Source organism: Haladaptatus marinus, assembly GCF_051194195.1.
The window spans coordinates 644203-669523 of record NZ_JBLZNK010000003.1 but is presented as its reverse complement, the minus strand read 5'-3'; the positions used below and the strand labels follow the sequence as shown (position 1 = coordinate 669523).

The 25321-nt window shown below is 58.1% G+C and carries 33 protein-coding genes and 1 pseudogene; 14 read left to right on the top strand and 20 right to left on the bottom strand.

What is annotated here, in order from left to right:
* Positions 1 to 158 precede the first annotated feature (158 nt).
* Entirely contained in the window at positions 159 to 953 is a 795-nt protein-coding gene (locus tag ACN2TU_RS09385; RefSeq protein WP_435154888.1) for a ZIP family metal transporter, read from the top strand.
* A gap of 213 nt (positions 954 to 1166) precedes the next feature.
* Here ACN2TU_RS09385 and ACN2TU_RS09380 read toward each other — a convergent pair whose 3' ends face one another.
* Positions 1167 to 1790 (bottom strand): pyridoxamine 5'-phosphate oxidase family protein, encoded by a 624-nt coding sequence (locus ACN2TU_RS09380; RefSeq protein ID WP_435154886.1) that lies wholly within the window; start codon positions 1788 to 1790, stop codon positions 1167 to 1169.
* Between the two features lie 148 nt (positions 1791 to 1938).
* Here ACN2TU_RS09380 and ACN2TU_RS09375 point away from each other — a divergent pair, with 148 nt between their 5' ends.
* Both ACN2TU_RS09375 and ACN2TU_RS09370 read left to right on the top strand, forming a co-directional pair.
* Positions 1939 to 2604: a hypothetical protein gene (locus ACN2TU_RS09375; RefSeq protein ID WP_435154884.1), complete on the top strand. Its 666-nt coding sequence runs from the start codon at positions 1939 to 1941 to the stop codon at positions 2602 to 2604.
* Positions 2601 to 3266: a DUF2238 domain-containing protein gene (locus ACN2TU_RS09370; RefSeq protein WP_435154882.1), complete on the top strand. Its 666-nt coding sequence runs from the start codon at positions 2601 to 2603 to the stop codon at positions 3264 to 3266. Before ACN2TU_RS09375 ends, ACN2TU_RS09370 begins: the two co-directional genes overlap by 4 nt.
* 50 nt (positions 3267 to 3316) lie before the next feature.
* On the opposite strand, the gene ACN2TU_RS09365 is transcribed toward ACN2TU_RS09370, so the two are convergent.
* Entirely contained in the window at positions 3317 to 4921 is a 1605-nt protein-coding gene (locus ACN2TU_RS09365; protein ID WP_435154880.1) for a Na+/H+ antiporter NhaC family protein, read from the bottom strand.
* 227 nt (positions 4922 to 5148) lie between these two features.
* Between ACN2TU_RS09365 and ACN2TU_RS09360 the strand changes: the two genes are divergently transcribed.
* Entirely contained in the window at positions 5149 to 5322 is a 174-nt protein-coding gene (locus ACN2TU_RS09360) for a hypothetical protein (protein WP_435154878.1), read from the top strand.
* Positions 5323 to 5485: 163 nt separating this feature from the next.
* Here the strand turns inward: ACN2TU_RS09360 and ACN2TU_RS09355 are convergent, their stop codons facing one another.
* Together ACN2TU_RS09355 and ACN2TU_RS09350 are read right to left on the bottom strand one after the other, a co-directional pair.
* The gene (locus tag ACN2TU_RS09355) at positions 5486 to 6076 is read right to left on the bottom strand and encodes a PhoX family protein (RefSeq protein ID WP_435154876.1); all 591 of its coding nucleotides are present in this window, start codon (positions 6074 to 6076) and stop codon (positions 5486 to 5488) included.
* 98 nt (positions 6077 to 6174) lie between these two features.
* Entirely contained in the window at positions 6175 to 6912 is a 738-nt protein-coding gene (locus ACN2TU_RS09350) for an alkaline phosphatase PhoX (RefSeq protein ID WP_472850201.1), read from the bottom strand.
* On the opposite strand from ACN2TU_RS09350, the pseudogene ACN2TU_RS09345 reads away from it, so the two are divergent.
* From ACN2TU_RS09345 to ACN2TU_RS09335, 3 genes and pseudogenes are all read left to right on the top strand, one after another.
* Positions 6793 to 7038 (top strand): annotated as a pseudogene (locus ACN2TU_RS09345) (outer membrane protein assembly factor BamB family protein); the annotation flags it as partial. The gene ACN2TU_RS09350 and the pseudogene ACN2TU_RS09345 overlap by 120 nt on opposite strands.
* 87 nt (positions 7039 to 7125) lie before the next feature.
* The gene (locus ACN2TU_RS09340) at positions 7126 to 8070 is read left to right on the top strand and encodes an outer membrane protein assembly factor BamB family protein (RefSeq protein ID WP_435156161.1); all 945 of its coding nucleotides are present in this window, start codon (positions 7126 to 7128) and stop codon (positions 8068 to 8070) included.
* Positions 8071 to 8126: 56 nt separating this feature from the next.
* Positions 8127 to 8255, top strand: a complete 129-nt coding sequence (locus ACN2TU_RS09335) for a hypothetical protein (protein WP_435154874.1) — start codon at positions 8127 to 8129, stop codon at positions 8253 to 8255.
* Between the two features lie 125 nt (positions 8256 to 8380).
* Here ACN2TU_RS09335 and ACN2TU_RS09330 read toward each other — a convergent pair whose 3' ends face one another.
* Positions 8381 to 8626: a hypothetical protein gene (locus ACN2TU_RS09330; protein WP_435154872.1), complete on the bottom strand. Its 246-nt coding sequence runs from the start codon at positions 8624 to 8626 to the stop codon at positions 8381 to 8383.
* Positions 8627 to 8712: 86 nt separating this feature from the next.
* On the opposite strand from ACN2TU_RS09330, the gene ACN2TU_RS09325 reads away from it, so the two are divergent.
* Complete coding sequence (locus ACN2TU_RS09325) at positions 8713 to 9369, top strand: HAD family hydrolase (RefSeq protein WP_435154870.1); 657 nt, start codon at positions 8713 to 8715, stop codon at positions 9367 to 9369.
* A gap of 123 nt (positions 9370 to 9492) precedes the next feature.
* Here ACN2TU_RS09325 and ACN2TU_RS09320 read toward each other — a convergent pair whose 3' ends face one another.
* Genes ACN2TU_RS09320 through ACN2TU_RS09310 form a run of 3 tightly spaced genes read right to left on the bottom strand, consistent with a single transcriptional unit; the run spans position 9493 to position 11026 of the window.
* The gene (locus tag ACN2TU_RS09320) at positions 9493 to 9840 is read right to left on the bottom strand and encodes a hypothetical protein (protein ID WP_435154868.1); all 348 of its coding nucleotides are present in this window, start codon (positions 9838 to 9840) and stop codon (positions 9493 to 9495) included.
* Complete coding sequence (locus ACN2TU_RS09315; protein WP_435154866.1) at positions 9837 to 10421, bottom strand: signal peptidase I; 585 nt, start codon at positions 10419 to 10421, stop codon at positions 9837 to 9839. Before ACN2TU_RS09315 ends, ACN2TU_RS09320 begins: the two co-directional genes overlap by 4 nt.
* The gene (locus ACN2TU_RS09310) at positions 10418 to 11026 is read right to left on the bottom strand and encodes a DUF7344 domain-containing protein (protein ID WP_435154864.1); all 609 of its coding nucleotides are present in this window, start codon (positions 11024 to 11026) and stop codon (positions 10418 to 10420) included. The genes ACN2TU_RS09315 and ACN2TU_RS09310 overlap by 4 nt, the downstream gene beginning before the upstream one ends.
* Positions 11027 to 11433: 407 nt before the next feature.
* Here ACN2TU_RS09310 and ACN2TU_RS09305 point away from each other — a divergent pair, with 407 nt between their 5' ends.
* Positions 11434 to 11607, top strand: coding sequence for a SipW-dependent-type signal peptide-containing protein (locus ACN2TU_RS09305; RefSeq protein WP_435154862.1), 174 nt, complete (start codon positions 11434 to 11436; stop codon positions 11605 to 11607).
* On the opposite strand, the gene ACN2TU_RS09300 is transcribed toward ACN2TU_RS09305, so the two are convergent.
* Positions 11590 to 12213 carry a hypothetical protein gene (locus ACN2TU_RS09300; RefSeq protein WP_435154860.1) on the bottom strand — a complete coding sequence of 208 codons (624 nt, stop codon included), beginning with the start codon at positions 12211 to 12213 and terminating at the stop codon, positions 11590 to 11592. The two genes, ACN2TU_RS09305 and ACN2TU_RS09300, sit on opposite strands and share 18 nt — an antisense overlap.
* 256 nt (positions 12214 to 12469) lie before the next feature.
* Here ACN2TU_RS09300 and ACN2TU_RS09295 point away from each other — a divergent pair, with 256 nt between their 5' ends.
* Positions 12470 to 12688, top strand: a complete 219-nt coding sequence (locus ACN2TU_RS09295) for a DUF8015 family protein (protein WP_435154858.1) — start codon at positions 12470 to 12472, stop codon at positions 12686 to 12688.
* Between the two features lie 7 nt (positions 12689 to 12695).
* Here ACN2TU_RS09295 and ACN2TU_RS09290 read toward each other — a convergent pair whose 3' ends face one another.
* Positions 12696 to 13160: a GyrI-like domain-containing protein gene (locus ACN2TU_RS09290; RefSeq protein ID WP_435154856.1), complete on the bottom strand. Its 465-nt coding sequence runs from the start codon at positions 13158 to 13160 to the stop codon at positions 12696 to 12698.
* 57 nt (positions 13161 to 13217) lie between these two features.
* Here ACN2TU_RS09290 and ACN2TU_RS09285 point away from each other — a divergent pair, with 57 nt between their 5' ends.
* The gene (locus ACN2TU_RS09285; protein WP_435154854.1) at positions 13218 to 13622 is read left to right on the top strand and encodes an NAD(P)-dependent oxidoreductase; all 405 of its coding nucleotides are present in this window, start codon (positions 13218 to 13220) and stop codon (positions 13620 to 13622) included.
* Positions 13623 to 13638: 16 nt separating this feature from the next.
* Here ACN2TU_RS09285 and ACN2TU_RS09280 read toward each other — a convergent pair whose 3' ends face one another.
* The gene (locus ACN2TU_RS09280) at positions 13639 to 14151 is read right to left on the bottom strand and encodes a P-loop NTPase family protein (protein WP_435154852.1); all 513 of its coding nucleotides are present in this window, start codon (positions 14149 to 14151) and stop codon (positions 13639 to 13641) included.
* Positions 14152 to 14217: 66 nt separating this feature from the next.
* Complete coding sequence (locus ACN2TU_RS09275) at positions 14218 to 15405, bottom strand: alpha/beta hydrolase family protein (RefSeq protein ID WP_435154850.1); 1188 nt, start codon at positions 15403 to 15405, stop codon at positions 14218 to 14220.
* A gap of 230 nt (positions 15406 to 15635) precedes the next feature.
* Between ACN2TU_RS09275 and ACN2TU_RS09270 the strand changes: the two genes are divergently transcribed.
* Positions 15636 to 16196 carry a VOC family protein gene (locus ACN2TU_RS09270; protein ID WP_435154848.1) on the top strand — a complete coding sequence of 187 codons (561 nt, stop codon included), beginning with the start codon at positions 15636 to 15638 and terminating at the stop codon, positions 16194 to 16196.
* A gap of 146 nt (positions 16197 to 16342) precedes the next feature.
* Here the strand turns inward: ACN2TU_RS09270 and ACN2TU_RS09265 are convergent, their stop codons facing one another.
* The 4 genes from ACN2TU_RS09265 to ACN2TU_RS09250 all read right to left on the bottom strand — a co-directional run bounded on the left by ACN2TU_RS09265 (position 16343) and on the right by ACN2TU_RS09250 (position 19797).
* Entirely contained in the window at positions 16343 to 17857 is a 1515-nt protein-coding gene (locus tag ACN2TU_RS09265; protein ID WP_435156160.1) for a phosphoenolpyruvate carboxykinase (ATP), read from the bottom strand.
* 163 nt (positions 17858 to 18020) lie between these two features.
* A complete protein-coding gene (locus ACN2TU_RS09260) occupies positions 18021 to 18512 on the bottom strand; it encodes an SRPBCC family protein (protein ID WP_435154846.1) in 492 nt (163 codons plus the stop codon).
* Between the two features lie 112 nt (positions 18513 to 18624).
* Complete coding sequence (locus tag ACN2TU_RS09255; protein WP_435154844.1) at positions 18625 to 19467, bottom strand: ion transporter; 843 nt, start codon at positions 19465 to 19467, stop codon at positions 18625 to 18627.
* A gap of 135 nt (positions 19468 to 19602) precedes the next feature.
* Positions 19603 to 19797, bottom strand: a complete 195-nt coding sequence (locus tag ACN2TU_RS09250) for a cold-shock protein (protein ID WP_266078150.1) — start codon at positions 19795 to 19797, stop codon at positions 19603 to 19605.
* Positions 19798 to 20294: 497 nt separating this feature from the next.
* On the opposite strand from ACN2TU_RS09250, the gene ACN2TU_RS09245 reads away from it, so the two are divergent.
* Positions 20295 to 20684: a pyridoxamine 5'-phosphate oxidase family protein gene (locus ACN2TU_RS09245; protein WP_435154842.1), complete on the top strand. Its 390-nt coding sequence runs from the start codon at positions 20295 to 20297 to the stop codon at positions 20682 to 20684.
* 6 nt (positions 20685 to 20690) lie between these two features.
* Here the strand turns inward: ACN2TU_RS09245 and ACN2TU_RS09240 are convergent, their stop codons facing one another.
* Complete coding sequence (locus tag ACN2TU_RS09240; protein WP_435154840.1) at positions 20691 to 21704, bottom strand: deoxyhypusine synthase; 1014 nt, start codon at positions 21702 to 21704, stop codon at positions 20691 to 20693.
* A gap of 259 nt (positions 21705 to 21963) precedes the next feature.
* Here ACN2TU_RS09240 and ACN2TU_RS09235 point away from each other — a divergent pair, with 259 nt between their 5' ends.
* Entirely contained in the window at positions 21964 to 22104 is a 141-nt protein-coding gene (locus ACN2TU_RS09235) for a hypothetical protein (RefSeq protein WP_435154839.1), read from the top strand.
* A 150-nt stretch (positions 22105 to 22254) separates the two neighbouring features.
* On the opposite strand, the gene ACN2TU_RS09230 is transcribed toward ACN2TU_RS09235, so the two are convergent.
* The 3 genes from ACN2TU_RS09230 to ACN2TU_RS09220 all read right to left on the bottom strand — a co-directional run bounded on the left by ACN2TU_RS09230 (position 22255) and on the right by ACN2TU_RS09220 (position 25061).
* Positions 22255 to 23016, bottom strand: a complete 762-nt coding sequence (locus tag ACN2TU_RS09230) for a Nif3-like dinuclear metal center hexameric protein (protein ID WP_435154837.1) — start codon at positions 23014 to 23016, stop codon at positions 22255 to 22257.
* Positions 23017 to 23873: 857 nt separating this feature from the next.
* Entirely contained in the window at positions 23874 to 24680 is an 807-nt protein-coding gene (gene speB / locus ACN2TU_RS09225) for an agmatinase (protein WP_435154835.1), read from the bottom strand.
* On the bottom strand, positions 24681 to 25061 hold the full coding sequence (locus tag ACN2TU_RS09220; protein ID WP_435154833.1) for a translation initiation factor IF-5A: 381 nt from the start codon (positions 25059 to 25061) through the stop codon (positions 24681 to 24683).
* Between the last annotated feature and the right edge of the window lie 260 nt (positions 25062 to 25321).

Sequence of the window (25321 nt, the reverse complement as noted above, 5' to 3'; positions counted from 1 at the left end):
CGGTTCGACCGACCAACTTGGTACCTTTCGACTTCCGACTTTCGCAGATGTCACAAACCCCCATACACACCAGTCAACCTCGATGAATTTCAATCTCCTGCCCACTCGACCGCGGATTTTTATCGTTCCGATTCGTCTGGCAGGACGAATCGAGCGCTATGTTGGAAGACCTTTTTGTCGAGTTGGTCGGACACAACCGCGTATTGTGGGGCCTCGCTGGCGGCATCATCATCGCAGTTCTGAACACGCTCGGAGCACTGCTCGTCCTCGTCTGGCAAGACCCCTCGGAACGGTCGCTGGATTCGGCACTGGGGTTCGCCGCAGGTGTCATGCTCTCGGCGAGTTTCACCAGTCTCATCCTCCCCGGTATCGAAGTCGGTGGCGTCGTTCCCGTGGTCGTCGGATTCGCCCTCGGCGTGCTCGTCTTAGACCAAGCCGACCAGTGGGTTCCGCACGTCCACGTCGTCATCACGGGAGATGTCAGGGAAAACGGCACCAGCGACCCGCGAACCGCCTCCGTTCTATTGTTCATCGTCGCCATCACGCTCCACAACATGCCCGAAGGGCTCGCCGTCGGCGTCGGATTCGGTGGCGGTAATCTCGGAGACGCGCTCGCGCTGACACTGGCAATCGGTATCCAGAACATTCCCGAGGGGTTGGCCGTCGCCGTCGCCGCGCGAAACGCCGGACTTGGTTCGCTCTTTTATGCCTCCGTCGCGGGAATCCGGGCCGGTCTGGTCGAGATTCCACTCGCCGTTTTCGGCGCGCTCGCGGTACAGGTCGCCATGCCGATACTTCCGTACGCGATGGGGTTCGCGGCGGGCGGCATGCTGTTCGTCATCAGCGACGAAATCGTCCCCGAGACGCATGCTCGTGGCAACGAACGTGCCGCCACTCTCGGGATGATGGTTGGTGTCGTCGTGATGCTCTACCTCGACGTGACGCTTGGGTGAACTGCCTCGAGGTCAACCCTCAAGGCACTCGCCTTGCTCATCTGTAGAGCGGAAATCGGTGTCGTTGTTGTGAAAAACCGATGTTTTTGACGAATCGAGACTGTTTTTGGTGAGAGTCGCAGAACGACGATATCCACGACATCGGCCGGTCGATGCCGAATGGGCAGGGAACGGTCGGCCGAGTGAATCGATTTCTGAAACTCCTCCGAGCGCTCACTCGAAGAATCCGGTCTGCTTCGCTTCCGGGTCGTCGGTACCCCACGGCGGGTCGAACTCCTCGATGCTGAGTTGTGGAATGTGTTTCGCACAGTGGATATACGCCTCCTCGACTTCGAGGACGACCCATCCCTTCAGCCGGTCAGTTTCAGGCGAATTCTCGATTTCGGCTACCTCGTCGTGGAGCGTCGCACGGCCGTTGACGTGCAGGCCGACCGTGGTATCCCACCAGTCGATAAAGAGCATCGTCGCATGAGGGTTTTCCTCGATATTGCCCAGAGAAGCGTGGACGCCGTTGCCGCGAAATTCGGGGTACGTGAGTCGATTTTCGTCCAACACGTGGACGAATCCCTCCGGACCGATTCGCGGCGAACAGTCCGTCTCGCCGGTTTCGTCCGCGGTCGAAAGGAAGAACATGATGCGGTTGTCGATGAATTCGCGCATCGTCTCGTTGACGTGGTCATGCATGCTGTTTTCGTAGAACGCGAGCGCTCGCTCCGCCGTCTCGAACTTCTCTTGCAGTTGGTGCTCCCCGTCGCTCCCCGGACGTTTCCCATCGCTCCCCGAACGCTCGCCACCGTCTCTCAAACGCTCCCCGTCGCCGTTTTCGGGCGATGTCATTGCACCGGATTGGGGTTATCGACGCAAATGGGTTGTCATTGAATTCCCTCCCCTGAGCGGTCCGAACCGTGGACTCGACACCGTATGTTTCATCGCCGCCTCGAATACTACAGCCCGACTTCCTGACTGACGGAGTGAACATGTTTTTATGCGTACATACGTCGTCCATTCGCGCGGGGATAACGGGAGCGAAGCCGATATCCTCGTTTGGGGGACACAGATGACACAATTAGAGGATTGGTTCGTTCGGGATACGGGGATGAACGCCGCACTGTCGTGGTTGCTACTGGGCATCGTCGTTTCGTTCGCCACGACGAGCATCTTGTTCGACCAGTTGGTCGTAGCGGGATTCGCAATCACGGTCGTCGCAGTCGGAATTGCACCGATGATTGCCAGCAAGTCGTGGCGTGAGATGCTTCCGTTTCCGTTCCTATTGGTCGCCGCACTTCCGCTGGCGGTCAGCGTTTTCCGTCCGGATTTTGCCACGGAGTTCGTCTCCGCATTCTCTATCGCTACGTTAGCACTGCTCCTCGTCGTAGACCTCCATTTACTGACCGCCGTTCGAATGACGCCGGGATTTGCGGTGTTTTTCGCCGTCATCACGACGATGGCTGTCGCAGGGTTCTGGGCGGTCGGTGCCGGTTTTGCACACGATATGTGGGGGACGCCGTTCGTGCAGACGAACAATCAGTTGATGTCCGTCTTTATCGCCGCAACCGCGGCTGGACTCGTCGCTGGCGGAATTTTCCGTTGGTACTTCCGGCGACGTGAACGGGCTGATGCTCGCTTTGCGGAGGAGGTGGAGTTTGCATGAAAATACGCGAGAAACTCCATCTTTCGAAGAAGCGACAGGCCCAACTCGTCCGCGTGATGCAGGCCGGACTCGTCGGTATTCTCGTCGCCGGACTCTGGGAGGGGAACACCGGCATCATCGTCAACGCGTTCGTTGGCCTCGTGGTCACGCAGTTGCCTGCACTGCTCAAACGCGATTACGGCATCACGATGGATGTCGGGCTCGTCCTGTGGATTACGACGGCGATGTTCCTCCATGCGTTCGGCACGCTTCAGATTCCGGGAATCATCGACCTGAGCGCGTACAAATCGGTGTGGTGGTGGGATCACATGACTCACGCCCTGTCGTCATCGCTCGTTGCCGCGACTGCCTACGCCACGGCGCGAGCAATCGATGAGTACACTGACGGATTAAACCTCACGCCACGGTTCATGTTCGTCTACCTGCTCCTGTTCGTTATGGCGTTCGGCGTCGTCTGGGAGCTCATCGAGTTCCTCACGGCAGAAATCGGACGCCTGCTCTCTATCGGGAAAATCCTCACGCAGTACGGTCTAGGCGACACGGTGTTCGATCTCTTCTATAACACGATGGGAGCGCTCATCGTCGCCATCTGGGGAACGGCGTACCTCTCCGGCGTAAGCAAACAGCTATCGGAGACGTTGTCGGATCGGACTGCGGAGTAATGTTCCGCTTTGGATGGTGAGAAAACAGGTACCCCCTCCCTCGATGCTACTTAGTCGTCGCTGCTCACGTTGGGTTTCGAATGTTGCTTCGACCCCGGCTTCGCGGAGATGTTCTTGCGTTTTGCGTCTACCTCCGAGAACGCATAGACCAGGCCGAACAACACCACGATACCGATTGGCAGGAGCACGAGCGGGCTGAGGCCCGTCATACCGTACAGCAAGTAGATAACCGCCGTCGCGATGAGGACGGTTCCTGCGTAGTACATCTGCGTGCGGACGTGGTCGATGTGGTCAGATCCCGCGAACGTCGATGCGAGGATGGTGGTGTCGGAAATGGGCGAACAGTTGTCGCCGAAGATGGCACCGCTGAACATCGCACCGACGGCGACGGCGATGAACGATGGCGAATTGCCACCGATGTTCCATGCCAGCGGTATCACGATTGGCGTCATAATCGACATCGTTCCCCACGACGTACCGATGGCGAGGGAAATGAACGCCGAGGTGATGAAGATGATGGCGGGGAGCTGTACCGGTGAGACGACTCCCTTGGCGAGTCCCGTGACGAATTGGCCGGTGCCGAGCGCGCTGGCAACGGAACCGATCGACCACGCTAGCACGAGGATACTGACCGCCGGAAGCATCGTTGCGAATCCATCGAGAACCGTGTCCATCGTTTCATCGAGACTCATCGCACTGTGAACCTGCGACAACACGATGGATGTCGCAACCATGCCGAACGAACCCCACACGAGTGCACCCGCGATATCCGTGTTCTCGAACATCTGCACGAGATTTCGATTCGGGGCATACCCGGTTATCGCCGCGCCGGCGATAACGGTGACGACGAGCACGAACACGGGCAGGACGAACATCCGAAGGGGTGCGTTGTCCAGTACGGGCTCTCCCAAATCTTCCTTGATACTCTGGAGAGGATTTGCTTCCTCACGGATGACGTTCCCGGTGCGCTGTGCGCGGTTTTCGGCGTCGAGCATTTCGCCGAAATCCCGCTGTGTGACGACGATGATACCGACCATCGCCAACGCGAGTATCGAGTACATATTGAACGGGATACTCTGCAGGAACGTCGTGGCCGCAGTAGGAGTTTCCCCTTGGATGCCGAGTTCCTTGTACTGGTTCCTGATGAGGCCGATTTCGAACGCGACCCAACTGGACAGCCCGATGGTCGCCATCGGCGCGGCGGTCGAATCGAGGATGTACGCCAGTTTCTCGCGGGACATTCGCATCTCGTCGGCGATGTCCTTCATCGAACTGCCGACGATGGCGTTGTTGGCGTAATCGTCGAAGTTCCAAAGGAGACCGAGCAACCATGTCGTAATTCCTGCTCTCCGGTGTGAATCGATTCTACGGGTGGCAAAGCGCGTAATCGCGAACGCACCACCTAACCGCCAAATAAGCGCGATACCGGCCCCTAACAGCAGGGTAAACACGAGGATTTTCGCGTTGAACGTGCTCGCCCCGATGGAATTGATAATCCAGTCGAACATCTGTGCGACGCCGAGACTTTTGGAGTAGATGATGCCACCAACCCAGACGCCGATGAACAGCGACAACATCGCTCTCCGTGTGACGACAGCCAGTACGATAGCCAACAGCGGTGGTAACAGCGACAGTGCTCCGAAATCTGATGCCATGATACATGGATACACACATCACCCTAAAAATTGTTCGCCATGGTTAGTTTATTAATTATTAATTACACAGTTGATTCTACATTTTGAATTTTGCCTCGGAGAGGGCTTCTAAGTCCAGATTAACAGACTTTGTCTCTCGGAATATAGTTTATTGTAGGTAGCCGAGTTATCTCCCTTCCCACCGTACCACCGTTTATGGAACAAATCAAGTCATTTATACCTTCGGCATGGGCGAATCGGAACTCAAGGGCAAACTGTGTGGCACCGAAACCGGCGTCCTCTCGCTCGCCAAGGGGACGAAAACTGCGACAGCGAATGTCGAGGAACGAATCGACGCGGTGAGCGAGCGAACGACGCTACCGGCGACGAGATGTACGAAACACAACGAAAGTGACGGCTAGCGTCGAGCCCATCGGGTCGGCTCTCGAATCGCTGACGGAAATCGAACGGAAACACTCCGTGACAGACTCGCGACCTTCGAAGTAGAGTATGGCTTCGAGTGGGACGATCCGAACGTTTCGACGGAGTGGAACCGCTATCGGAGTGTGAAACGGATGGCGTTACTCAGTCCTCGCCGGGGTCATAAACCCACAGCATGTTGTTTTCGTGAAGGCCGGAATCCTCGCCGTCGACGACGCGACCGTCCGGCATGACGACGAGATTATCGGGGTCGGCAATGGTGCTTTCGAGGTCCATCGAGCCACTGTTTTTCAGGGCGGACATTCCGGCACCCGAGTTGCCGTCTTCGTCCTCCTTCGGGTTGTGTGCACAGCTTTTACACACCGTACTTCTGGAGTTCGGTGCGGCGTCATATGGACAGCCACCACAGATGTTGGCGTCTGGGCCACCGGTGAGGACGGGTTCCATTCGGGACACCTCGTATCCCGGTTCGAGTTGCATCCGATAAACCGCGCCGTAGTCGTTGCCTTTCAGTCGGATTTCGTTTTCGCCGTCCGCTCCCGTGTCCATTCCCATCGTCTCGTTGGTTTCGGACATCGCCATGTACATGTAATCGCCGAGCGTGGCGTTCGGCGGGATGTTGACTCCCTCCATCTTCCGGAACTCGTTCGTCGCGCCGACTGCGGCGGCGGCTTTCCGCGATTCGAGGAAGGCAACGCGGTCGTCATCTGCCTTTTCGGCCGCCCACAGCTGCACGTCCTCGTCGGTGATGTACGTTGGGTCGTCGTCGGGATCTTGGCCGTCGTATTCGGCAATCCACGATTCGACTTCGTCGTCGCTCGCGCTGGCGATCTCTATCCATTCGATGTCGAAATCGACGGCCTTCGGGTCGTTCCCGCTGTCCTGCTTGGTTTCGCGGCGTAGAGCGTTCCGACGGACAGGTCACCTGCGCGGTCGGCAACGAATTTGAAAAAGACGGTACCGGTGCCGTCGTTGCTCATATAGACCGGCTTTCGGTCGGGCATGAAGACGGCGTTTTCGTGGGAGAATCGCCCCATCGAGTAATGTTTGAATGGTGTCATGTCGGCACCGGTCGGGTCTTCGATTTCCACGATGAAACCGTAGCGATAGGCGTTGCCGAAGTAGCCGAGGTACTCCTCGAAGGACGCCTCGGCGTTGCCGGTGCTTCCGAGTTCGTTTCCCTCCCTCCATCGACGCCTTCCACGCCGAATCGGCGTTTCGACACCGGCAGTCCGGTTAGCACCGCAGTGACGATCGGAACCGACAGCATGGTGTACGCCGCAAACGCGGATGGACGGATCGTCGCGCTCGAAGACGGACAACCGCGCTGGCGGTACGATTCGAACGGAAGTGTTACGAACGACCTCGTCCTGGAAGACGCACTCTACGCCGTGAGTAGTGACCGGGTGTTCGCGCTGACCCCGGAAACGGGCTAGGAACGGTGGACCTGCTCCCTCGATGGTTCCGCGACCACGAGTCCGACTGTCGTCGATGAAACGGTTTTCGTTGGCACCGAGACGGGAATGGTCGCACTCGATGCCGAATCCGGCGACCAACGCTGGCAGTTCCACGGCCCGAGGTGTTCGTCAGTCGTGGCCAGCGAACTGCACGCATACGTCGCTGGCGACGATCGAGTGTGGGCACTCGACGGCGAGTCCGGCCATCTCGAATGGTCGTTCGACCCCGGATGCGACCCCGAATCACTCGCGTTCGAAACCGGCCGACTCTACGTCGGCAGCGGCACCGTGTCAGCCTTCGCAGGATACAACCTTCACGCCCTCGGGATGGACGGAAGCGTCCTTTGGCGAACTCGAACCCGCAGCGACGAAGCTGTCGTCAGTCTCACCGTGACGAACGCGTCGCTCTACGCCGTCTGTGACACTCGGTACGGCCATCCCGAAACGCGCGGGCAGCGACTCCGGAAACTATCGCCGTGGGACGGAACGATGGAGTGGCTGTTCCAACCGGACACGTTCACCGCGGACACCGAAAGTCGTCTCACGCAACCGACCGCCGTCGTCGGGCGTGTCTACGTTGGCGCGAGCGACGGCCGAGTCTACCTGCTCGATTCGACACACGGAGAAAAACGCCAGCAGTTCGAGACGAGGAACGCCGTCCGAACGCGTCCGGCGGCGGACAACGAACACGTCTACACCGGCAGTGACGAGGCTGTGTCTACGCGTTCGAACCACGTCGATAGCGACATCCCTTTTCGACTCATGGCCGGATTTTGTCACGTGACTCAGTACGACAAACTCGTCCGTGACCGAATACCGACCATCATCGAAGAGAACGGCGAACAGCCGACGATTCACGTCGCAAGCAGCACAGAGTACGACCGCCGACTGGCCGAGAAACTGGACGAAGAAGTCGCCGAATTCCACGAATCCGGTGACCCCAAAGAGCTGGCCGACGTGCTCGAAATCGTCTACACGCTGGCCGACCGTGCGGATGTCTCGCCCGACGAACTGGAACGACTCCGCGCCGAGAAAGCGGGCAAACGCGGCGGTTCGAGGACGGAATCGTGCTGGAACGGGTCGAATAAAAACGACCTGCGTTTGCAACCCCGCCGTGAATGGGTGCGTAGAGTGAACGGATTCGTATGTCGCTCACGACGTACACGCTCGTCGTTCGAGAGAATCAGTCAACCGATGAAGTCGTCGCCGAAGTCAGAAGTGATGGCACTATCGAGGAGTCAACCAGGCTCGCGTACACGGATTACGGACTAACTGCGGTACGTGACGATTGGATTCCGGACGAACGGCGTGCCGAAGTCACCGCGGACGTGACCACGACAAGACTCCAAACCGAACGGAACGAGGACGGATTTTCGTTCCGGCTGCTCGGTGACGGCGAAACGCTAGCAGAACAGCGCGTGACCGACGACGAGTGGAACATCGTATCGGTCGAATAAACTAGACGAACCGCACCGGAACCCTTTTCGACACTTTCGAAAATGTGGCAGGAAGACGGTGACGACCAACCGATTGACTGCCGTTCGTCGGTTTATAACCGTCTGCCGTACGTTCCGGCGGATACTCAGACGGAAAGTCGAATCGTGTCGTCGGTGATGTCGGCGATGAACTGCCGCTTTAGTTCGTGAACCGAGTGGTGGACAGTTCCATCCCATCCGAGTTCGATGGTCGTTTCCCCCCTCACGTCGGAACCGACTTCGACGTATCGCGTTCCGTTCCGTACCGTTTTGACGACCCCGACTTCGATTCCGTTGGCCGCGACGACGCGTTTTCCGACCTGCTTGTCGGTGAAGTCAGCGTTTGAATCCATCGATAGGTGTTCGAGCCTGACACGCGAATGTGTCCGGCCATCGGAAACAAAAGGCATACTCCGTTCGGACGAACAGTTTTCGGCAAATGAGCTACGATGCGGTGTTGTTCGACAACGACGGCGTGCTGGTGAAACCATCGAATGGAACCATTCTTCGAGAGGCCGCACTGTCCGTATTCGACGAGTTCGACACGAAGCCTGCGGACGAGCATCTCGATGCCGTCGCACGCAGTGTGACACCGGACGACCTAGCGCGAGTGTGCGACGCTTACGGTTTCGACCGAGCCGAGTTCTGGAAGGCTCGTGACACCGCCGCCTCCGAAGCCCAACTGCGCGAACTCCGGGCTGGTCGAACCACGACCTACGATGACATGGACGCGCTGGAGTCGTTCGACCGGCCGTTGGGAATCGTCAGCTCCAATCAGCACGCGACCATCGAGTTCATGCTCGACCATTTTGACCTCGGTGGCCATTTCGAGACCTACTACGGGAGGCCACCGACGCTCGACGCCTTCCACCGGAAAAAGCCCGAGCCGTATTTCTTAGAGCAAGCCCTGGGCGACCTCGGCGCAGAATCCGCCCTCTTCGTCGGCGACAGCGAAAGCGACGTACTCGCGGCTCACAACGCCGGCCTCGACTCGGTGTTCATCCGCCGACCACACCGCACGGAGTACGAGCTCTCGGTCGACCCAACCTACGAAATCGAGGGGCTCCGAGAACTGTTCCCACTCGTCGGACGGTGATTGCAACCGATGTCCGGAGCGGACGAGACGGGTGAAATACCCGCATCTAACCGAAGATACGTCCGTGTCCGGCCATCAGCATCGAGGGCACGGGTAAAATCGACTGACGAAGTGTACCGTCCGTTATCCGGATTCCGAACCAGTTGCGGTCGTTTTTCCCGTCGTTCGAGTCGTCGCTTCCGTCGTCCTTTCGGCAGTCCCTCTCTCGCTCGTCGTATTTCCGTTGGCGGCCGTTTCGTTCGTCGTGGTCGTCTTTTCCGGCGACGTTCCCTTCGTCGTCGTTTCGTTCACACTGTCCGTCGGCTGGACACCTGCGTCGCTGGTCCCCGTTTCCGTTCCCCCGACGATTTCAGCCGAGTCGAATGTCTCGCTGTCCGAAAGCACGCCCAACGATCGATCGACCGTGGGGGCTCCGAACGCGAGCAGTACTACTAGCGCGAGGACGACGAGTTTCGTTCTTGCCGTATTCATTGTGATCCCTCCGTGGGTTCCGGTTCGCGCTCTTCTCTCTCCGTATTGGCCGAACTCCCATCGTTGCTATTCACTGCGTTTGCCAGCGAATACAATTCCGTGGCAACGAGGAGCACCGCCGGAACTAGGATGAGCGCGAGAATGCCGAGTTTCGACTGTGCAAGGTGTAGGAGATGTCCGAGATACGGAATGTGGAACCACACCGTCCCGGTGACGTTGCTGGCTGGAACCAGCCGCGAATCTACTTCCTCGCTGGCGTCACCCTTCGTTTGAAAGTGTACTTGACCATCGCGCTGAACCACCTCAACGACGCGGTGAGTCATCGCGGTCGCCTCCCCCTCGTATTCGAACGTGATGACATCTCCAGCTTCGATGGACGCCGCCGGGGTGGCACGAACCACGACGACATCGCCCGCGTGCATGGAGGGACTCATACTGCCGGACACCACCACGTAGCTTTGGTCTGCGCCGATGACTTGCGGGAACATGACGATAGCCATCAACAGGACTCCAGCGGCGATGATTGCTAATCCACCGACGTGGAGAACACGCCGCAATCCCGGATCGGATAGAGGACTCATACGGGCGGCTTTCCCTCCTGACCGAGATGGTGTTGCGTATCGTGGCGTTTGTGAACGACTGCAGATGTCACGAACAACGACGTGACGACGATTCCCCACGCGATGTCCGGAAGGAGGGTAAACGGAAACAGCCCGAGCCAGGCAACCGCTATGAGACCGGCAGACAACGCTCCAAGCCCGAGATAGAAGCTACTCCACGGAATTCCGTCGTGCGGAACGATGTCGAGATACACCTCTAGTTTCGTTGCGTCCTCAGTGAGAGACACCGTGCCTGCGTTGGCATCGAACTCGACGACGCCATTGTCGTCCATCTTCGGCAAATGTGACTGTCGCATCGCCGTGTAAACGCGCAATCGTTGCTTGTACGTGACCTCCTCGACCGAAATGTCGTTCTCCCACGCTGCGAGTTGTTTCGATAATTCGTGCAGGGAGGCGGATGCCTCCCGTTGGAGGAGATAGTGCATGACGTATCGCCGACGTTGGCAGCTCAGCATTCGGAACGCAATGTCCTGCGTGAGACCCTCCGAGCTGACATCTTCCAATGACGACGATTGAGACCGTTGAACGGCGGTCGCGTTCATTGTCCGACCCGACTGTTCCAACATGATTGGCAATTTCCACCCATGGTGCGCTCACAGATGGTGGATGGACAGGGGGTTAGCTATGTGCTCTCTAATCCGGTTTCTGGTAATGCGGGATGATTTCCTTTCGTCTCAGAACAGTCTTCTGCCACCCCACAACAGTTGTCTGTTGCACCGAGACTCGACTCCGCAACCGATTGGAACCCTCCAAATGGCACTTGGACGGTGTCGTATTCCATCTGTTCTCATGGATAATTAGTCTCGGTTCGATAGAAATCCACTATACTGTATCTATGGTTCCCTCATACGTTTTCTATGGAACCATCTTCGAGTGTATATATACGGCCCATATCGTGGAATGATGGTCTGTTGTCCTCGACCGATGCGGGCTTCGGGACGAAGTCGTCATGGCCGAGGATTACGTACCAATCATGTCAGACAAGAAACCAAACCTGACACGGCGCAAAGCACTCCTCGGACTTGGCGGAATCGGCGCGGGCGCTGCCTTCGGCGGCGCGGGCACGATGGCGTGGCTGAACGACAAAGAAATCAGCCGCAATAACACGGTTACTGCCGGGAAACTCGACCTAAAAGTCGACCGGTGACAGCGATATTACCAGGGCAAAAAACGAGGCTGGAACGGGAGCGAGAGTCGGCTTACGAACAACCCCGGCCCCATCTTCCAGATCGGGGACGCCAAGCCGGGCGACTGGGGCTGTGAACTCATCAGCCTCCACGTCTTCGACAACCCCACGTACGTGTGGGCGGGCTGTAAACTCTGGGAAGACGAAAACGGCCGAGAGAACCCTGAAACCGACGTTGACGACGACGATTATGGCGAACTCGCCGAGAACATCCACGTAGCTCTCCTTAGGTACCCGTACATCAGCGACACCGACGCGCTGGCGTCCGAGCAGACGAAATTCCAGAACGAGATGCAGGCCGAATTCCCGGGTGACCGGGATATGGAGTCGATGAGAGGTTGTTCCTGTTCCCCCGTCTTCGTTACCACGCTCAAAGACCTCTGCAAACGGAAACTCCACCACGGCCATCTCCTTGACGGCCGACCGAGAGAGAAGGGCAAATGCTTCAAGAATTCCCACACCTACTTCTACGGCTTCTGCTGGTGGATTCCAAAGCACGTCGGCAACGAGATTCAGTCGGACAGGGTCAAGTGGTCGCTCGGATTCGGCGCCGTCCAGTGTCGCCACATCGAACACCCCGAGAGGCACAACCCGTTCAAAAATGACAACGTGTTTAGCGAACCCAGCAACGACACGCAAGAATAAATCGCGACCGTTCCATTTTTTCGCACCGGTTCCACAGCGACTGTCTCTCGTCTGAATAGCGCCGCCATAACGCGCCTTCTACGAATCGGTTCGCCGGTCGAGTTCGAGTGTGAATTCCCTCTTCGACTAGCTACAGTCCGCCCCTAGCTATTCGTGGCTGGAGAAACAACAGGATTGTATGGCATACACGTGGCAGTACTACGACCTCGTTTTGTTCGGCATCGCCGCGAGTATGAGCCTCGGTGCTGGTGTCGGGGTTCTGACCCGGATTTCGCTTCCAGTGGCAATTATCGCGGCTGGCATCGTCGCGAGTGTCATCATCGGTCACGGTCTATTCGTGAACGGGCCCGTCGATGAACCGCGGGATTTGACGAACGAAGTCGAGGCGTTTAACTGAGGCGGAGTTACGTCCCGGACGCGACCGGAACGAAATACTCGAATTCGGAATCCGGCGAGTCCGAGTCGAACTCCCGTCCGTATCGCTCGAACTCCGGCCCGTCAGCACGGCGGTACTCCGATGCCGGGAACCACTGGTCGTAGATTGTATCTATCGTCTCCCCGAGGGAGTCGAGGGTCGCCGTGAAGACGGCGTACGTTTGCTCGGGAACCGACACGGTGTCCATCTCCGCCGGTATCTCCCTGTCCGACCCGACTGCCACGCCAGCGATATAGCTGAATGTCCCGTTGTCGTGGTCGTGCTCGTAGCACACCCCGAACGCCTCATCCGTGATGGCGAGAGCGTGGATTTCGTCCATTCGCTCCCCGTACGAATCCCACAACTGTGAAACCTCGTCGTTCTCGTTCCCCCCACGATATTTGAGACCGGCGACGGTGAACGTCCCTCGGGTTTCGTATTTCGGTGACACCATACGTACAACACAGAAGGCTGGTTGATAACTGTTGACGGTGGTTCAACTTTCTCGAAGTTGAACCCTGCCGACGACTACCATAAAGTGCTTCGGCAGTCGGACTACGTCGTTCTCGCCTGTCCGCTGACGGACGAAACGCGCGGCCTTCTCGGAGCAGAGGAGTTCCACCTCATGCCGAGCGATGCAGTGCTCGTCAACATTGCCCGAGGCGATGTAGTGGACGAAGACGCCCTGATACGCGCGCACCAGTATCGGCTCATTCGAGGTGCCGGACTCGACGTGTTTTCGACCGAGCCGCTTCCGTCCGACTCGCCGCTGTGGAACCTCTCAAACGCGGTTCTCACGCCGCATATGGCCGGTTCGACGCCGCACAAACCGACGCGTTGGCGCGACATTATCGTGGCCAACTACGAGGCACTTGCGGAGGGGAACCGCGAGGGGATGGTCAACCGAGTCGTCTGACCCCGCGATTCCGGCGTTATTTCTCCCCGAGTCGGTTGAGAAAGGCATCTCGCTCCGCGTTCGACCGGAGTCGAATCACGGTTGTTCCCTCGTCGAGCCGTTCGAACTTTCGCTCCATCGCCGGAATCTTGTCGTTCGGAAAGTTCCAGACGTATCGGAGAAACTCGAAGTCGATTTTTTCCTCACAGCCCTCGGCTATGTCGGGGCGGGTTCCGCCGTAGTTCAGAAGCCATCGTTTGATGACTCGGTAGAGACAGACGTATCTCGATACTGAAAGCAAAAGAACGGTGTCAGCGGCGTCGAGCCGTGGGTCGATGGTACTTCCATAGTTGCCATCGAGAATCCATTTCGGCTGTTCGATGAGATTTCGATGCGTTTCCTCCCAGTCATCGCTGTTCGGTTTTTCCCATACCGGCTCCCAGAACCGGGCGTCGAGATGCGTGACGGGCCTGTCGAGCGTCTCGCCCAATCGCTTGGCGAACGTGGATTTTCCTGCCCCCGGCGAGCCAAGCACCATGATTCGGTTCATCGTGGTCATATTCGAACGGGAGCGCGAAGTTATTCAACTACTGAAAAGAGCGTTTCGATAGCGCGATTAGAGGCTGTCGTCCAACCAATCGTAGATTTCCCCATGGGCCAGCGACAGGTTGCCGAGTTGGCAGTGTTCACCTGCGCCCTCCTCTGCATCGAACACGCGAAGCGTCGTCGGCCCGCTAACGGCGTCCACGAACTCGTAGACGAGCGGCAGTGGAATCAGATGGTCGTCCTCGCCCGCGAGCGCCAGCGTTGGGCAGGTTATTCGGTCTGCAACGTCACGGAGCGAGTAATCTCGGAGCGTCCGACGGAGGATCGCCGCATCGGTGCCGAACACCCAGCTGGAGTTTTCCAACTGCCAGTGTGCGCCCGTGTCGAATCGTGCGCCGAGGGAAGCGAGTGCGTTTACGAGCACGCCAGGGGCGTACTCGATGAGTTCGGCGACTCGCTCCTGTCCGTGTGCCGACGCAGACCAGAGGTCGAAACAGTGGTCGAATGAGATACAGGCGGCCACCCTGTCGTCGAACGCCGCGGCACGGGGTGCGTAGTACCCACCCATGCTCGCACCGAGCAATGCGATTCGATTCTCGTCCACCTCGTCCTCCCCTTCGAGATAATCGAGGACGGGACCGACGACCGCTTCCCAATCGGGTCGTGCCCGAAGCCTGTCGATTCGGAGCGGGGCACCCTGTCCCGGACCATCAAAGATGAGGCAGGAGTAGCCGCGTTCGAGCGCCGCCGGGACGCCACAGAGGAAGTAGAGTTCCTCCGCAATCGAGTCGAACCCGCCGAGACAGACGACGGTCGGAACGGGGTTTTCGTCGCTCGATTCGGGAACGAATCGGTAGCCCGGAAGGGTAGTGTTCTCGTACGGAATTTCGACCTGTTGGACGGAGAAATCGAGCAATTCGAGCGCGTTTCTGAACGTTTCCATGCTCCGTTCGTAAGTCGGGAGTCGCCGCGGGTCGTCCGCATCGAGAAAGAACTCCGCGGTTCGATAGTAGTTGTGTGCCCGGAAAAACGCCCCTCGCGCGGTTTCGCGGTGGCCCCCGTCGAGTGCGTCCCGGGCCGTTTCGGCGACCCGGTCGGCGGTTCGTCGCCACTCGGTAAACCACGCCTCGAAATCCCCCTCTCCGATGTTTTCGACCGTGGCGAGACATTCGCCCGGTTCGGCCCCGCCGTAGGTAGTATAGCTCATCGCTCGAAGGGTCTGATAGTCGAACGTTTCGTCCTCGAATTGGACGTTCATGACCCAACGGACGAGGGCGGAGATGATAGGTCATGCTGCAATAATACAAAAACCGACAAAATAGCTAAATACCATCTCGGTCATCTTCCCAGTAATAATGGCGATTTAACGCGGTCTCTTTCGTTTCCGTTCGCTCTGCGTCGAGCACGCCACTCGACGTGGGTCGAGCTTCTGCTTTCGGAACTGCATAGACACAGTACGCAGTGACAACGCTACAGAATTCACGACAGATGCCAACACCAAACGACGAATCGACGGACGAAGAATCACGACCGATCGACGAGCAGAGTCGAACAACCGAATCGAAACCGCCGACCGAATCGAACCCGACGGACGAAACGAACGACCCCGACATCTATCCGATGCCGATGTTCGTCACGTTGGAAGTGACCGACGTGGACGGCTCGACCGGCTGGTATCGCGAGGTCGCCGGATTTCGGGAGGTTGCACCGTTGCCGGGAGTCTCTCACCTTCGCTATCGAAAGTACGCCGACGTAATGCTCGTTCCCGCCGACGAATCCAATAACCGGGGGCAAGGAGAGCAAGCAGCATCCGAACTCGGCGGTTCTGGAATGTCGCTCACCTTCAACGTCGAAAACGAGACGGTAGACGACGTGTTCGAGCGGGCACAATCGCACGACACCACCGTTGTAAGTGCGCCCGCCGAGACGCCGTGGAATACGCGGCAGGTGACGCTCGCCGACCCCGACGGCTATCGACTCGTCTTCACGGAACCGGTGGACATCGACTTGGATTTCGACACGGTGAGGGACGGTCTCGATTCGGGATAGAAAGACTGCTCCGACGAACGACTATCGGATTCATTTTTTATTGTTGCCACACTGTCGTGTCGGGTACGGAACGTGAAAAACGACGTCAGCGAACTACCGAAAACGCAAAAACCGATTTCGGTGCGGAGAAACCGCGAGTGGGTCGTTCAGTAAACCGAGTCCCTGATGTCTTCGTCCAAGTCTTCGAACGTGTCGAGGTGTACCTGACGCTCGGTGCGTAGGTTCTCCAGTTCCGACTCGTAGTCGGTGACGTTGTCGGCCACGCCGAACTCCTCGATGTCGATACCGGGCACTGAACTCGGGACGGAGAGGCCCGTCGCTTCGTCCTCAGTCCACTCGACCGTGCCGCGAGCGATTTCTCGAAGGAGTGTCACCGACTCTTTCACGCCGATATCCTTCTCGCCGAGGTGGCCCGTGTTGAGGACGAAACAGTCCACGCCGAGGTTATCGATGAGGGTGCGGAAACGGTTGCCCTCCTCGCCTTTCGAGCCGACGATGAACGGGTTAGTGCCGACCACGCGGATGGATTCGCCAGCCTTCGACGGGTCACCAGCGCTGGTTTCGATGGATTCGCCGAGCATGAACGCCACCGCGGCCTCCTCGGACGACAGTTTGGCGACCGGCGGCATGACCGGATTGCGGGTGATGAAGAACACTTGGTCAACCCCGTCGAGGTCGATATCCTCGCCTGCAGACGCGAGCTGGTCACGGAGGATGATGGCCCGGCCGTTCGAGGTGTGGAGGTCGCTGTCGAAGTCCACGGTTCCGTCGTCGGCGACATCGACGTTTTCGAGGACTGCGGATTCGTGGGTTACAGCCTCGTACATCGAGGGCTGTTCGTCGGCATCCAGTCCGATGGTTTTGACGTACAGTCCGTTGCCTTCACTGCCAGCGATGGAGCCATCGGGGAGGAGAGCACAAACGTCGTCCTGAAGCATTGTCGCCGTCTCGCCGTCCTCCTCCTCCAACCAGAGGCCGTGAGCCGTCAGCGTCGATTTGCCGGTCGCCGAGAGGCCGAGGAACGCCTGCCCGACGTTCTGGAGATCGCCGTCGGCGTCACGGAGTGTGACTCGCTTGCTGCCCGCGTGGAGGCCGAGGCCGCCCTTTCGCTTGGCGTGGAACATGAACAGACGGAGGAACGACTTCTTCGCCTCGCCGGTGTAGTCGCTACCGAGAACCGCGGTGAGGCCTTCTTTGGGAAGGATACGAACCGCGATTTCGTCCCATTCGGGAACCTGTACGGTGACGAAATCCGGTTCGCCCTCACCGTCTACGGGTTCGAACAGCTTTGCCCATGCGAGGGCGATGCGGCCGTACTCCTTCGGGACGTACAACCGGCATCGGTAGGAGTGCTCTTCGTGACGACCCATCTGGCGGTCAATACAGAGGATTTCGTTGTCCATCGCGTATTCGAGGGCGTCCTCGACGTGCGCGTAATCCTCCGAGCCGAACTCGTCGTCTATCGCGTTCTTCGTCTTGTCCGCGTTACGGGAGCGTTCGCGGCTCACGTAGGACGGGGATCCGAACTCCGCCGTGGTTTCGAACTCGCGCGAGAACTCGCGGAGCTCTTCGAGTGACGGATTGTAGATGACATTGTCTGCCTCTGTCGGATTAGGGAGCGTCTCTTTCAGGGGTCGGACTGCCTGCCCACTGTCTGACATCGTACTCATGAGAGGTACGTAGACGCCTATAATTATGCACGGTTTACAGCGCCCTTAGTGGTGTCATAACACGATTTTTGGCGGAATCGTGATTTCGGAACCGAGTAAATAATTCCTCGATTTCGGCGCACAAACGCAATCGTTCGACCGACGCCGTCGCGGCTCACACTCCGGAAGGCCCTGCTTGATTTGGCCCCGAAACCGAACTTCCGTTCCCCTCTAACACCGATTTTAGTTCGCTGAGTTCCTCTCGGAGTCGTCGCGCCATCAGCCATCGCATAATCGGCTTGAACACGGTGAACATGAACGCAGTGAACCGTCCATCCGCCTCGTTGTCGATGGTATTCGTGACGAGCGTCCCGCGCTCGGTCGCTTCGAGTTCCAATCTCCCGTCGAAGGCAAACGGCCCCTCCGGTGCGGTTATGCCGAACCTCGTCGGCGACTCGTACTCGGTCACCTCGAAGTTCATGTCGTGGGTCTTTCCACCGTAGGTGTAGGAACTCTCGTATCTGTCACCGACACCAGTGCCGTCGCCCGAAACTCGCTTCGTCTCACCGACGCTTACGACCCACTGGTTCATGTTCTCGACGTTCGCGATGTATTCGAATACCTCGTCTATCGGCCGGAACACTTCCACTGTGGCGGATGCTTTCATTGATGAACTACGAACAGTAATAGTACTGGCATATACTGGTTCTATCGTCGTTTTTAGAGGTACTGCATGGATAACGCGGTGATTTGCCGCCTCGAACGCGTCCGGATTTTCCCTACTGTCGGGAATCGTATTTCTGATAGATGACGTGTCCACACGCCTTGCAGTGGGACGCATCCGGGTCGTGGTAGGAGAGTCCACACTGCGGGCAGGTGACGTTAACTTTCTCCCTGTCTGTCCACTCCCGAACTATCTTCCCCGCCTGCCATGGGATGAGGATGATTGCGGTGAGAACGCCCGCAACCGTCACCCATCGCCCCAAGTGCGTTACCGGGACGATGTCGCCAAACCCAACGGTCGTGAGGGTGACGACCGTGTAATAGAATGCATCGCCGAAGTTGTTGACTCTGGGATTTGCCCGAAACTCGACGCTGTAGAACAGTCCGGCGGAAACGAAAAAGATGACCAGCACCGTCAACAGGAGTTTCATCGCCCGGAGGGTGCCGAGCGAGACAGTTCCGAAGAAAAACTCCTCGTCCTGCGTAAATCGGTAGAATCGCAGCACGCGGACGACGCGAACGACTCGCAGGAAGCCGATATTTACGATGACCACCGAGGCGGGCAGCAGCATCACCGACAGCGTCGGGAGTACCGAAAGCAAATCGACGATCGTATAGGGATTGGTGAACTCGCCCAGTCGGTTCCGGGCACCGTACAGTCGGAGTAGGTACTCCATCACGAATACGAGCGCGATACCGGCCTCGACGCGCCACAACCATGCCTCCATCGTCACCGAAACGGAGTAGGTTTGCGCGACGAAAACGCCGACGAACACCAGATTCAGTCCCAGCAACGCGATGTCGATCGCCTTCCCGAGCGGCGTCTTGTGGTCGAGGAGATAGAACTCCACCCGCTCCCGAAAGTCGCGTGGAACCTGTGGCGATGGGTGACTGCCCATACGCCGTATTGAAACGCGATTCGTAAAGAGTCTCGCCGACTGTCACCACCGACTCTCCAAAGCGATCGCTCTCGGGAAATTAGTTCACCAAAAAACGAAGTGACGCTGTGTCGCCGCGAGGCGACAGTGTAAAATTTAGTTACGAACGACGTTCGTCGCGCGTGGCCCCTTGGGAGCCTGTTCGATATCGAATTCGATTTCAGTACCTTCCGTAAGATCCTCACCGCCGACGTCTTCCATGTGGAAGAAAACGTCCTCGTCAGCATCCTCTGTCGAAATGAAACCGTAGCCGCCTGTGTCGTTGAAGAAATCAACTTTACCGTTTGCCATTACAACTACATAAAGATGGAGTGGACGGATAAGGGTTCCGCATTCGTCCGAAAAGAACGGTGTTTTTTAGACAAATAATTTTATTAGTCGGTTTTGGCATACACTTGGCCACTATACCGCGGTTTTCTGTCGAATCGGTGGTCGAACCGTCACAACGAGCGCGGACTTCTACAGTATCCACAGTAGTCGTTCAAGCACTGTACACCGCCTTCGTTTCAGCCTCGTTGCTTGCGTCGAACCGTATCGTCCAGGCCACGACGTCCAATGATATAGAAAAACGTCTCTTTCGATGGATTGGTTCTCGAAAACGGTGGTTCGACGGTTCAGTTATTGTGGCCTCGGCACTCATAGGGTTCGTCACAACCAGCCGCCAGACTAGTTCGGAACGCAAGCTTCGTCATCGGCCACTTCGACCTACACATCCGAGCACAAAAAGACTGATACTCTCTCCCACGACACGCCAAAACACTTCCTGCCTGCCGACCGTCTCTCCATCTATGACGAACGCGCTCCCCGACGAAGCCGAAACTCTGCTCTCCGAAGATTCAATTATGGCCCACCTCGCGACCAGTTCCAACGACCGTCCGCACGTCGCGCCGGTGTGGTACCACTATCAAGACGGAACCATTTCGATTCTCACGGGTGGCCGAAAACTGGCGAACATCCGGGACAATCCGCATGTCGCCGTCTCGTTCCAGCAGGACACCGATGGCAAAGCGGAGTGGATGGTCACGATACAGGGAACGGCGACCATCATCGAGGATGAGGAAGAGACGCGGGCGGCCGCCGCTCGAATCAATCCGCGCTACGGGGCCGGGACAAGCGCGTATCCGGAAAACACGCTCGTGAAAATCGAGGTCGGGTCGGGTACCTTCACCCGATACTGAATTCGGTTATTCGATTCGCTCTCGTGCCGCCGCGACGACGAGCGGAAGCGTAATCGTCGCGTCGGCGTAGACCGAGACGTTCCGGGCCGCCTTCTCCAACTTCCCCCACGACCGCGCTTCGTCCAGTGTGGCACCGGAGAGACCACCGGTTTGTGGTGGATCCATCGTCAACTGGACGCCGTAATCGTACGCACTCGGAGAAACAAGCATGGTTTGCAGGACGTAGTTTTTCGGCACGCCGCCACCGACAACCATCGCGCCGGATTTGTCGGCTTCGAACGCGAGGTCGGTGAGGTGGGTCATGTCCTTCAGGGCTTCCAGGGTGAAATTACTAGTTTGGGAGTACATCCATGCTTGAAGGCCGAGGACGGAGTCTTGCACTGCCGGACAGTAGATTGGAACGTCGTTTTCGTAGGCGGCGGCGGCGATTCCCGCGTCCTCTTCGATTCCTTCGCGTTCGTTCACTTCGCTGTTTGCGCGTCCCAACTCTTCGGTCATGCGTTGGATGCTGACCGTCTCCTCGATGTTCGGGAAGACTTCCGAACGCAGGTGCGACTCGAACAGCGCGAAATGTTCCTGTGGAAGATAGACGTTGTAGATTCGGTCTACTTCCTCGTCGCGCAGTTGCTCGTCGTGGTCGCGCATCGATTTTCCATCCTGCTCATCCCTCCCGTGGTGGTGTTTCCCGCCGATTCCCTCGATGGCGTCGTGGGTGAGGTTTGCGCCGGTCGTCACCAGCGCATCGATGTGGCCGTCGCGGATGAGGTCGGCGACGATTTTGCGCATTCCGGTCGGAACCATCGCCCCGGCGAGTCCGAAAAAGTTGGTCACGTCGTCGTCAAGCATTTCGGCGTAGATGTCCACTGCTTTGTGGATGTTGGCTGCACCGACGCCCGCGGAGCCGTACTCCTCGGCCAGTTCGCCGACCGTCATGCCCGCATGGACTTCCGCGTGGGCGATGGGGTCGTGGTGAAACTCTTCGCGGTGAACGTGGTGGTCGTCTTCGTGGTGGTCGCTCATGTCCCATGCTGTGTGAGCTAGCGGCTTGAACGCCGCGATTAATCAATGATGAGTAGACCGTCGCGCTTGACGGTGACATCCTCCCCGAGATAGACGAATACGACTCGGTTAGAGTTCGTTCTCCCCGCCAACAGCGATTCGGGTGCGTTACTGCGACCTACCCCTACCTCGTATTTCCTGTTCCGGTCGCTCCGAAAATTCCTCTCACATCGTCACTCACTAGGAGAAACTGTGTTGCCGACTGCCACAGAGGGCGCGCATGACGCGGAGTCGGACGCCAGAGACGCTTCGATTAGCCGCAACCCGAGGGTTCGGCTATCGGGGCCGGTCGGCGACGGCCCGTGTCCAGCGAGACCGAGACGTGACTCCGATAGTCTCGGCGACCCTCTCGGGTCGTTGAAACCCGCAGGACACAGTTAAGTGCTTGTCTTCCCCCCTTTTAATACCATCTATTTCTATGAAATCGTACGACGATTATCGAAAAATCAGTGTGAAAAATCAGGTAGTTCAGTCGAATTTCTGTGGTAGTTCAGCCATCACGATTCGGTAGTTACAGCCCCGTCGGTGCGTCGATGAACGTCGTTTCCAGTCCCCATTCGTCCGCGAGCGACTGAAGCGACTGCACGCCGAACGTCTCGGTGGCGTAGTGTCCGGCCAGGAAAACGTTGATGCCTGCCTCCCGTGCCTCGTGGTAGACCTTCTGTTTGCCCTCGCCCGTAATCAGCGCGTCCGCACCCACATCCGCGGCCTCGTCTAACCAATCGACCCCGCTTCCGGTGACGATGGCCACGTCCTCGATTACGTCGGGGCCGAAGTCGAACACCTGCACATCCTGTCCACCGGTATCGAGTTCGTCGGCCAATCGGTCGTGGATTTCTTCGACCGTAAACTCGCCGTGTCCACGCTGGCCGATGTGTTCCGGCCCCATCCGTCCGAAGGGTTCCCGGGAATCGAGTCCGAGCAGGTTCGCAATCCCCGCCGCGTTGCCGAGTTCCGGATGCGCATCGAGCGGGAGATGTGAGACGTACAGCGCGACGTCGTTTTCGATGAGTGGTGCGATTCGGCGGTAGTCGTGTTCCGTCACGCGTTCGATGCCGCCCCACGACAGGCCGTGGTGGACGACGAGCGCGTCTGCGTCCCACGCCGCGGCTTCTTCGATGGTCTGTTCCGCCGCATCCACTGCGAAGGCGACACGCTCGATTTCCTTCGTGTCCGGGCCGACTTGGAGACCGTTCGCGCTCGCATCCACGTCGGCGAAATCGCTCGTTCGGAGTCGGTCGTCGTACTCCTCGGTCAGTTCGTCGAGATTCATACCGATATATCGGAGGGCTGTCGGCTTGTAAGTCTCGGCTTCCCCGCCATCACGGTTAAGGCCTCTCACGCTCTATTTTTACTCCCCCTTCGAAGGGGACAAGCGGTAACCGAGGTGTCCAACCATGGGCAAGTTCCGCAAGGCAATGTTTACGTGGCGACGCCTGCCACGACGGTTCAGGCGACGTATCGTGAGCAAACTTCGGCGCGTGCTCAGGGTCTAACCCTGTGCCACTCGGTTTCGACCGCAGACTACCTGACAACTCCTGATTCGATTTTTTCCAGATGAGGTAACACCGAAAACCGGTGAGTTACGATTAATAAACTAACCTTGTGGCGCGTGCTGGCGAGACTTTGAGGACACGGCCGTCCGAGAAGTCAAGTCGGAACCGTGCGAGGGATGACTGAACGAGCGAAAGCGAGTGAACGAACCGGTTGGGGAGGGCGTGGGGCAGAGGCGGTTTTCATTGGAGTCGTGATTTGCTCACCCCTATTTGAGGCGATTCTGTTGTAGCAAATCACGACTCCAAACGAAGTCTGCGAAAGACACAATCTTTCGCGGTACCGGAAAACCGTCGGTTTTCCGTAGCTCGCAAACGCTTCGCGTTTGCTCACCCGTGAAAATCTTCGATTTTCTCCGGCCCTCGCTTCGCTCGCCCTCTATCCGCCAAGGCACCGCCTTCGCCACATCCTCCCCAACCGATTGCGTTTCTCAGTCGCTCCGCTCCTTGCGATACTCATCCCTCGCGTGATACTCAGCAGGACTTCGGCATCCTCAGCCCTGCTGACGCATGCGCCACATGGTCAGTCAGCGTTTCGAGACGGTCGAAAAATCCGAGTTCCGCTACGTTTTCCAGCTTATCCATCGTGCGCATGCGAAAAGACGAACTCTCGCAGGAGTTTCCCACCCAACGAAGCGGCCTGTCCGTCGTCGCGGTCGTTGACTTCGACGACGTCGAATCCGATGACTTCGGTTTCTTCGGCTACGTCACGTACCACGTCGCGCATCTCCCGTGGCGAGAGGCCGAACGGTTCCATGGTGCCGGTTCCGGGGGCGAATCCGGGGTCTGCGCCGTCGATATCCACGCTGAGGTACGTCGTTCCCTCGAAATCGGGTTCCCAGTCGGCTACCTCCTCGGGTGGAACGACTGTCACGTCGGATTCTGCGGCGCGCTCCCATTCATCCTCGCTTCCGGTTCGCGCACCGAGGATGACGGCATGGTCGGCGATGTCGAGGACATGCCGGGTGACGGTCGCGTGGCTCAAGGGATTGCCGTCGTAGGCTTCGCGCAAATCGAGGTGGGCGTCGAGGCAGACGAAGGTGTCCGGCTCGGTTGCTCGAACTCCGGCCATTGTGACGGTGTGTTCGCCGCCGAGGAGGAGCGGACAGGCGCCGTCCCAGACGATATCGGTCAGGACGCCCTCGACATATTCGAGATACTCTTCGGCGTCGTCCCACGCGTACACGTCGCCGTGGTCGTGCACTGCGAGGTCGGAAAAGAACTGCCCGGTTCGGTGGTCGTAATCGTCGAACGTCCGGGCGAATCGGCGGATTCGTTCGGGACCGAACCGCGTACCGGGCTGAAACGTGGTGGACACGTCGAGCGGCGCACCCACCACCATGAACTCCGCTTTGCCGCGGTCAGTGGACGCGCCGGGGAACATCTAACGTACGATTTTACGCTGTTCGTCCATTTCGAGGTATTCGATCTCGTCGTCGGGCGAGATGTCCATATCCCCGGGCGTCTGGATGGTGATGGTCTCGTAGGTTTCGAGGTCCATGACCTGTGCGACGGTGTCGCTCTCGACGCTGACGACCTGTCCCTGTTTTCGGTTGATGATCGGAACCCAGATTTTCGCGTCGACGGGCTGGCTGAGGCTGCGCTTTTTCTCGTCAAACACGCCTTTGCCCTCGATTCGGGCTTTGGCACTGCCGTGCTTGCCAGGTTTTGCGGTGCTGTAGGCGTTGATGACACATGCGGCGTCGTCCATCATGACGTAATTGCCTTCCTGAAGTTCGCGGACTTCCTTTTGCTCTTTCGCCATACCGCGGGATTGCGTTCGCTTCGGTATAAACCGTTTGGAAATCGCGCGCAGTCGCTCGAAGGCTATAACAGCGAGAAAGAAGCGGAAACCGCGAATAGAACCCGGACGAGAGACGTTTTCCACGACTCGTACGACCCTGCTGGTTTCCACCAGTTTCACGAACGCCGTTTTCACGTCGTCCGTTACTTGGTCTTTACAATCGTCTTTGACGACGATTTCTGAGTCGTTTCGGTTCTCCGTCGGAGCGTTGACCTCGGTGT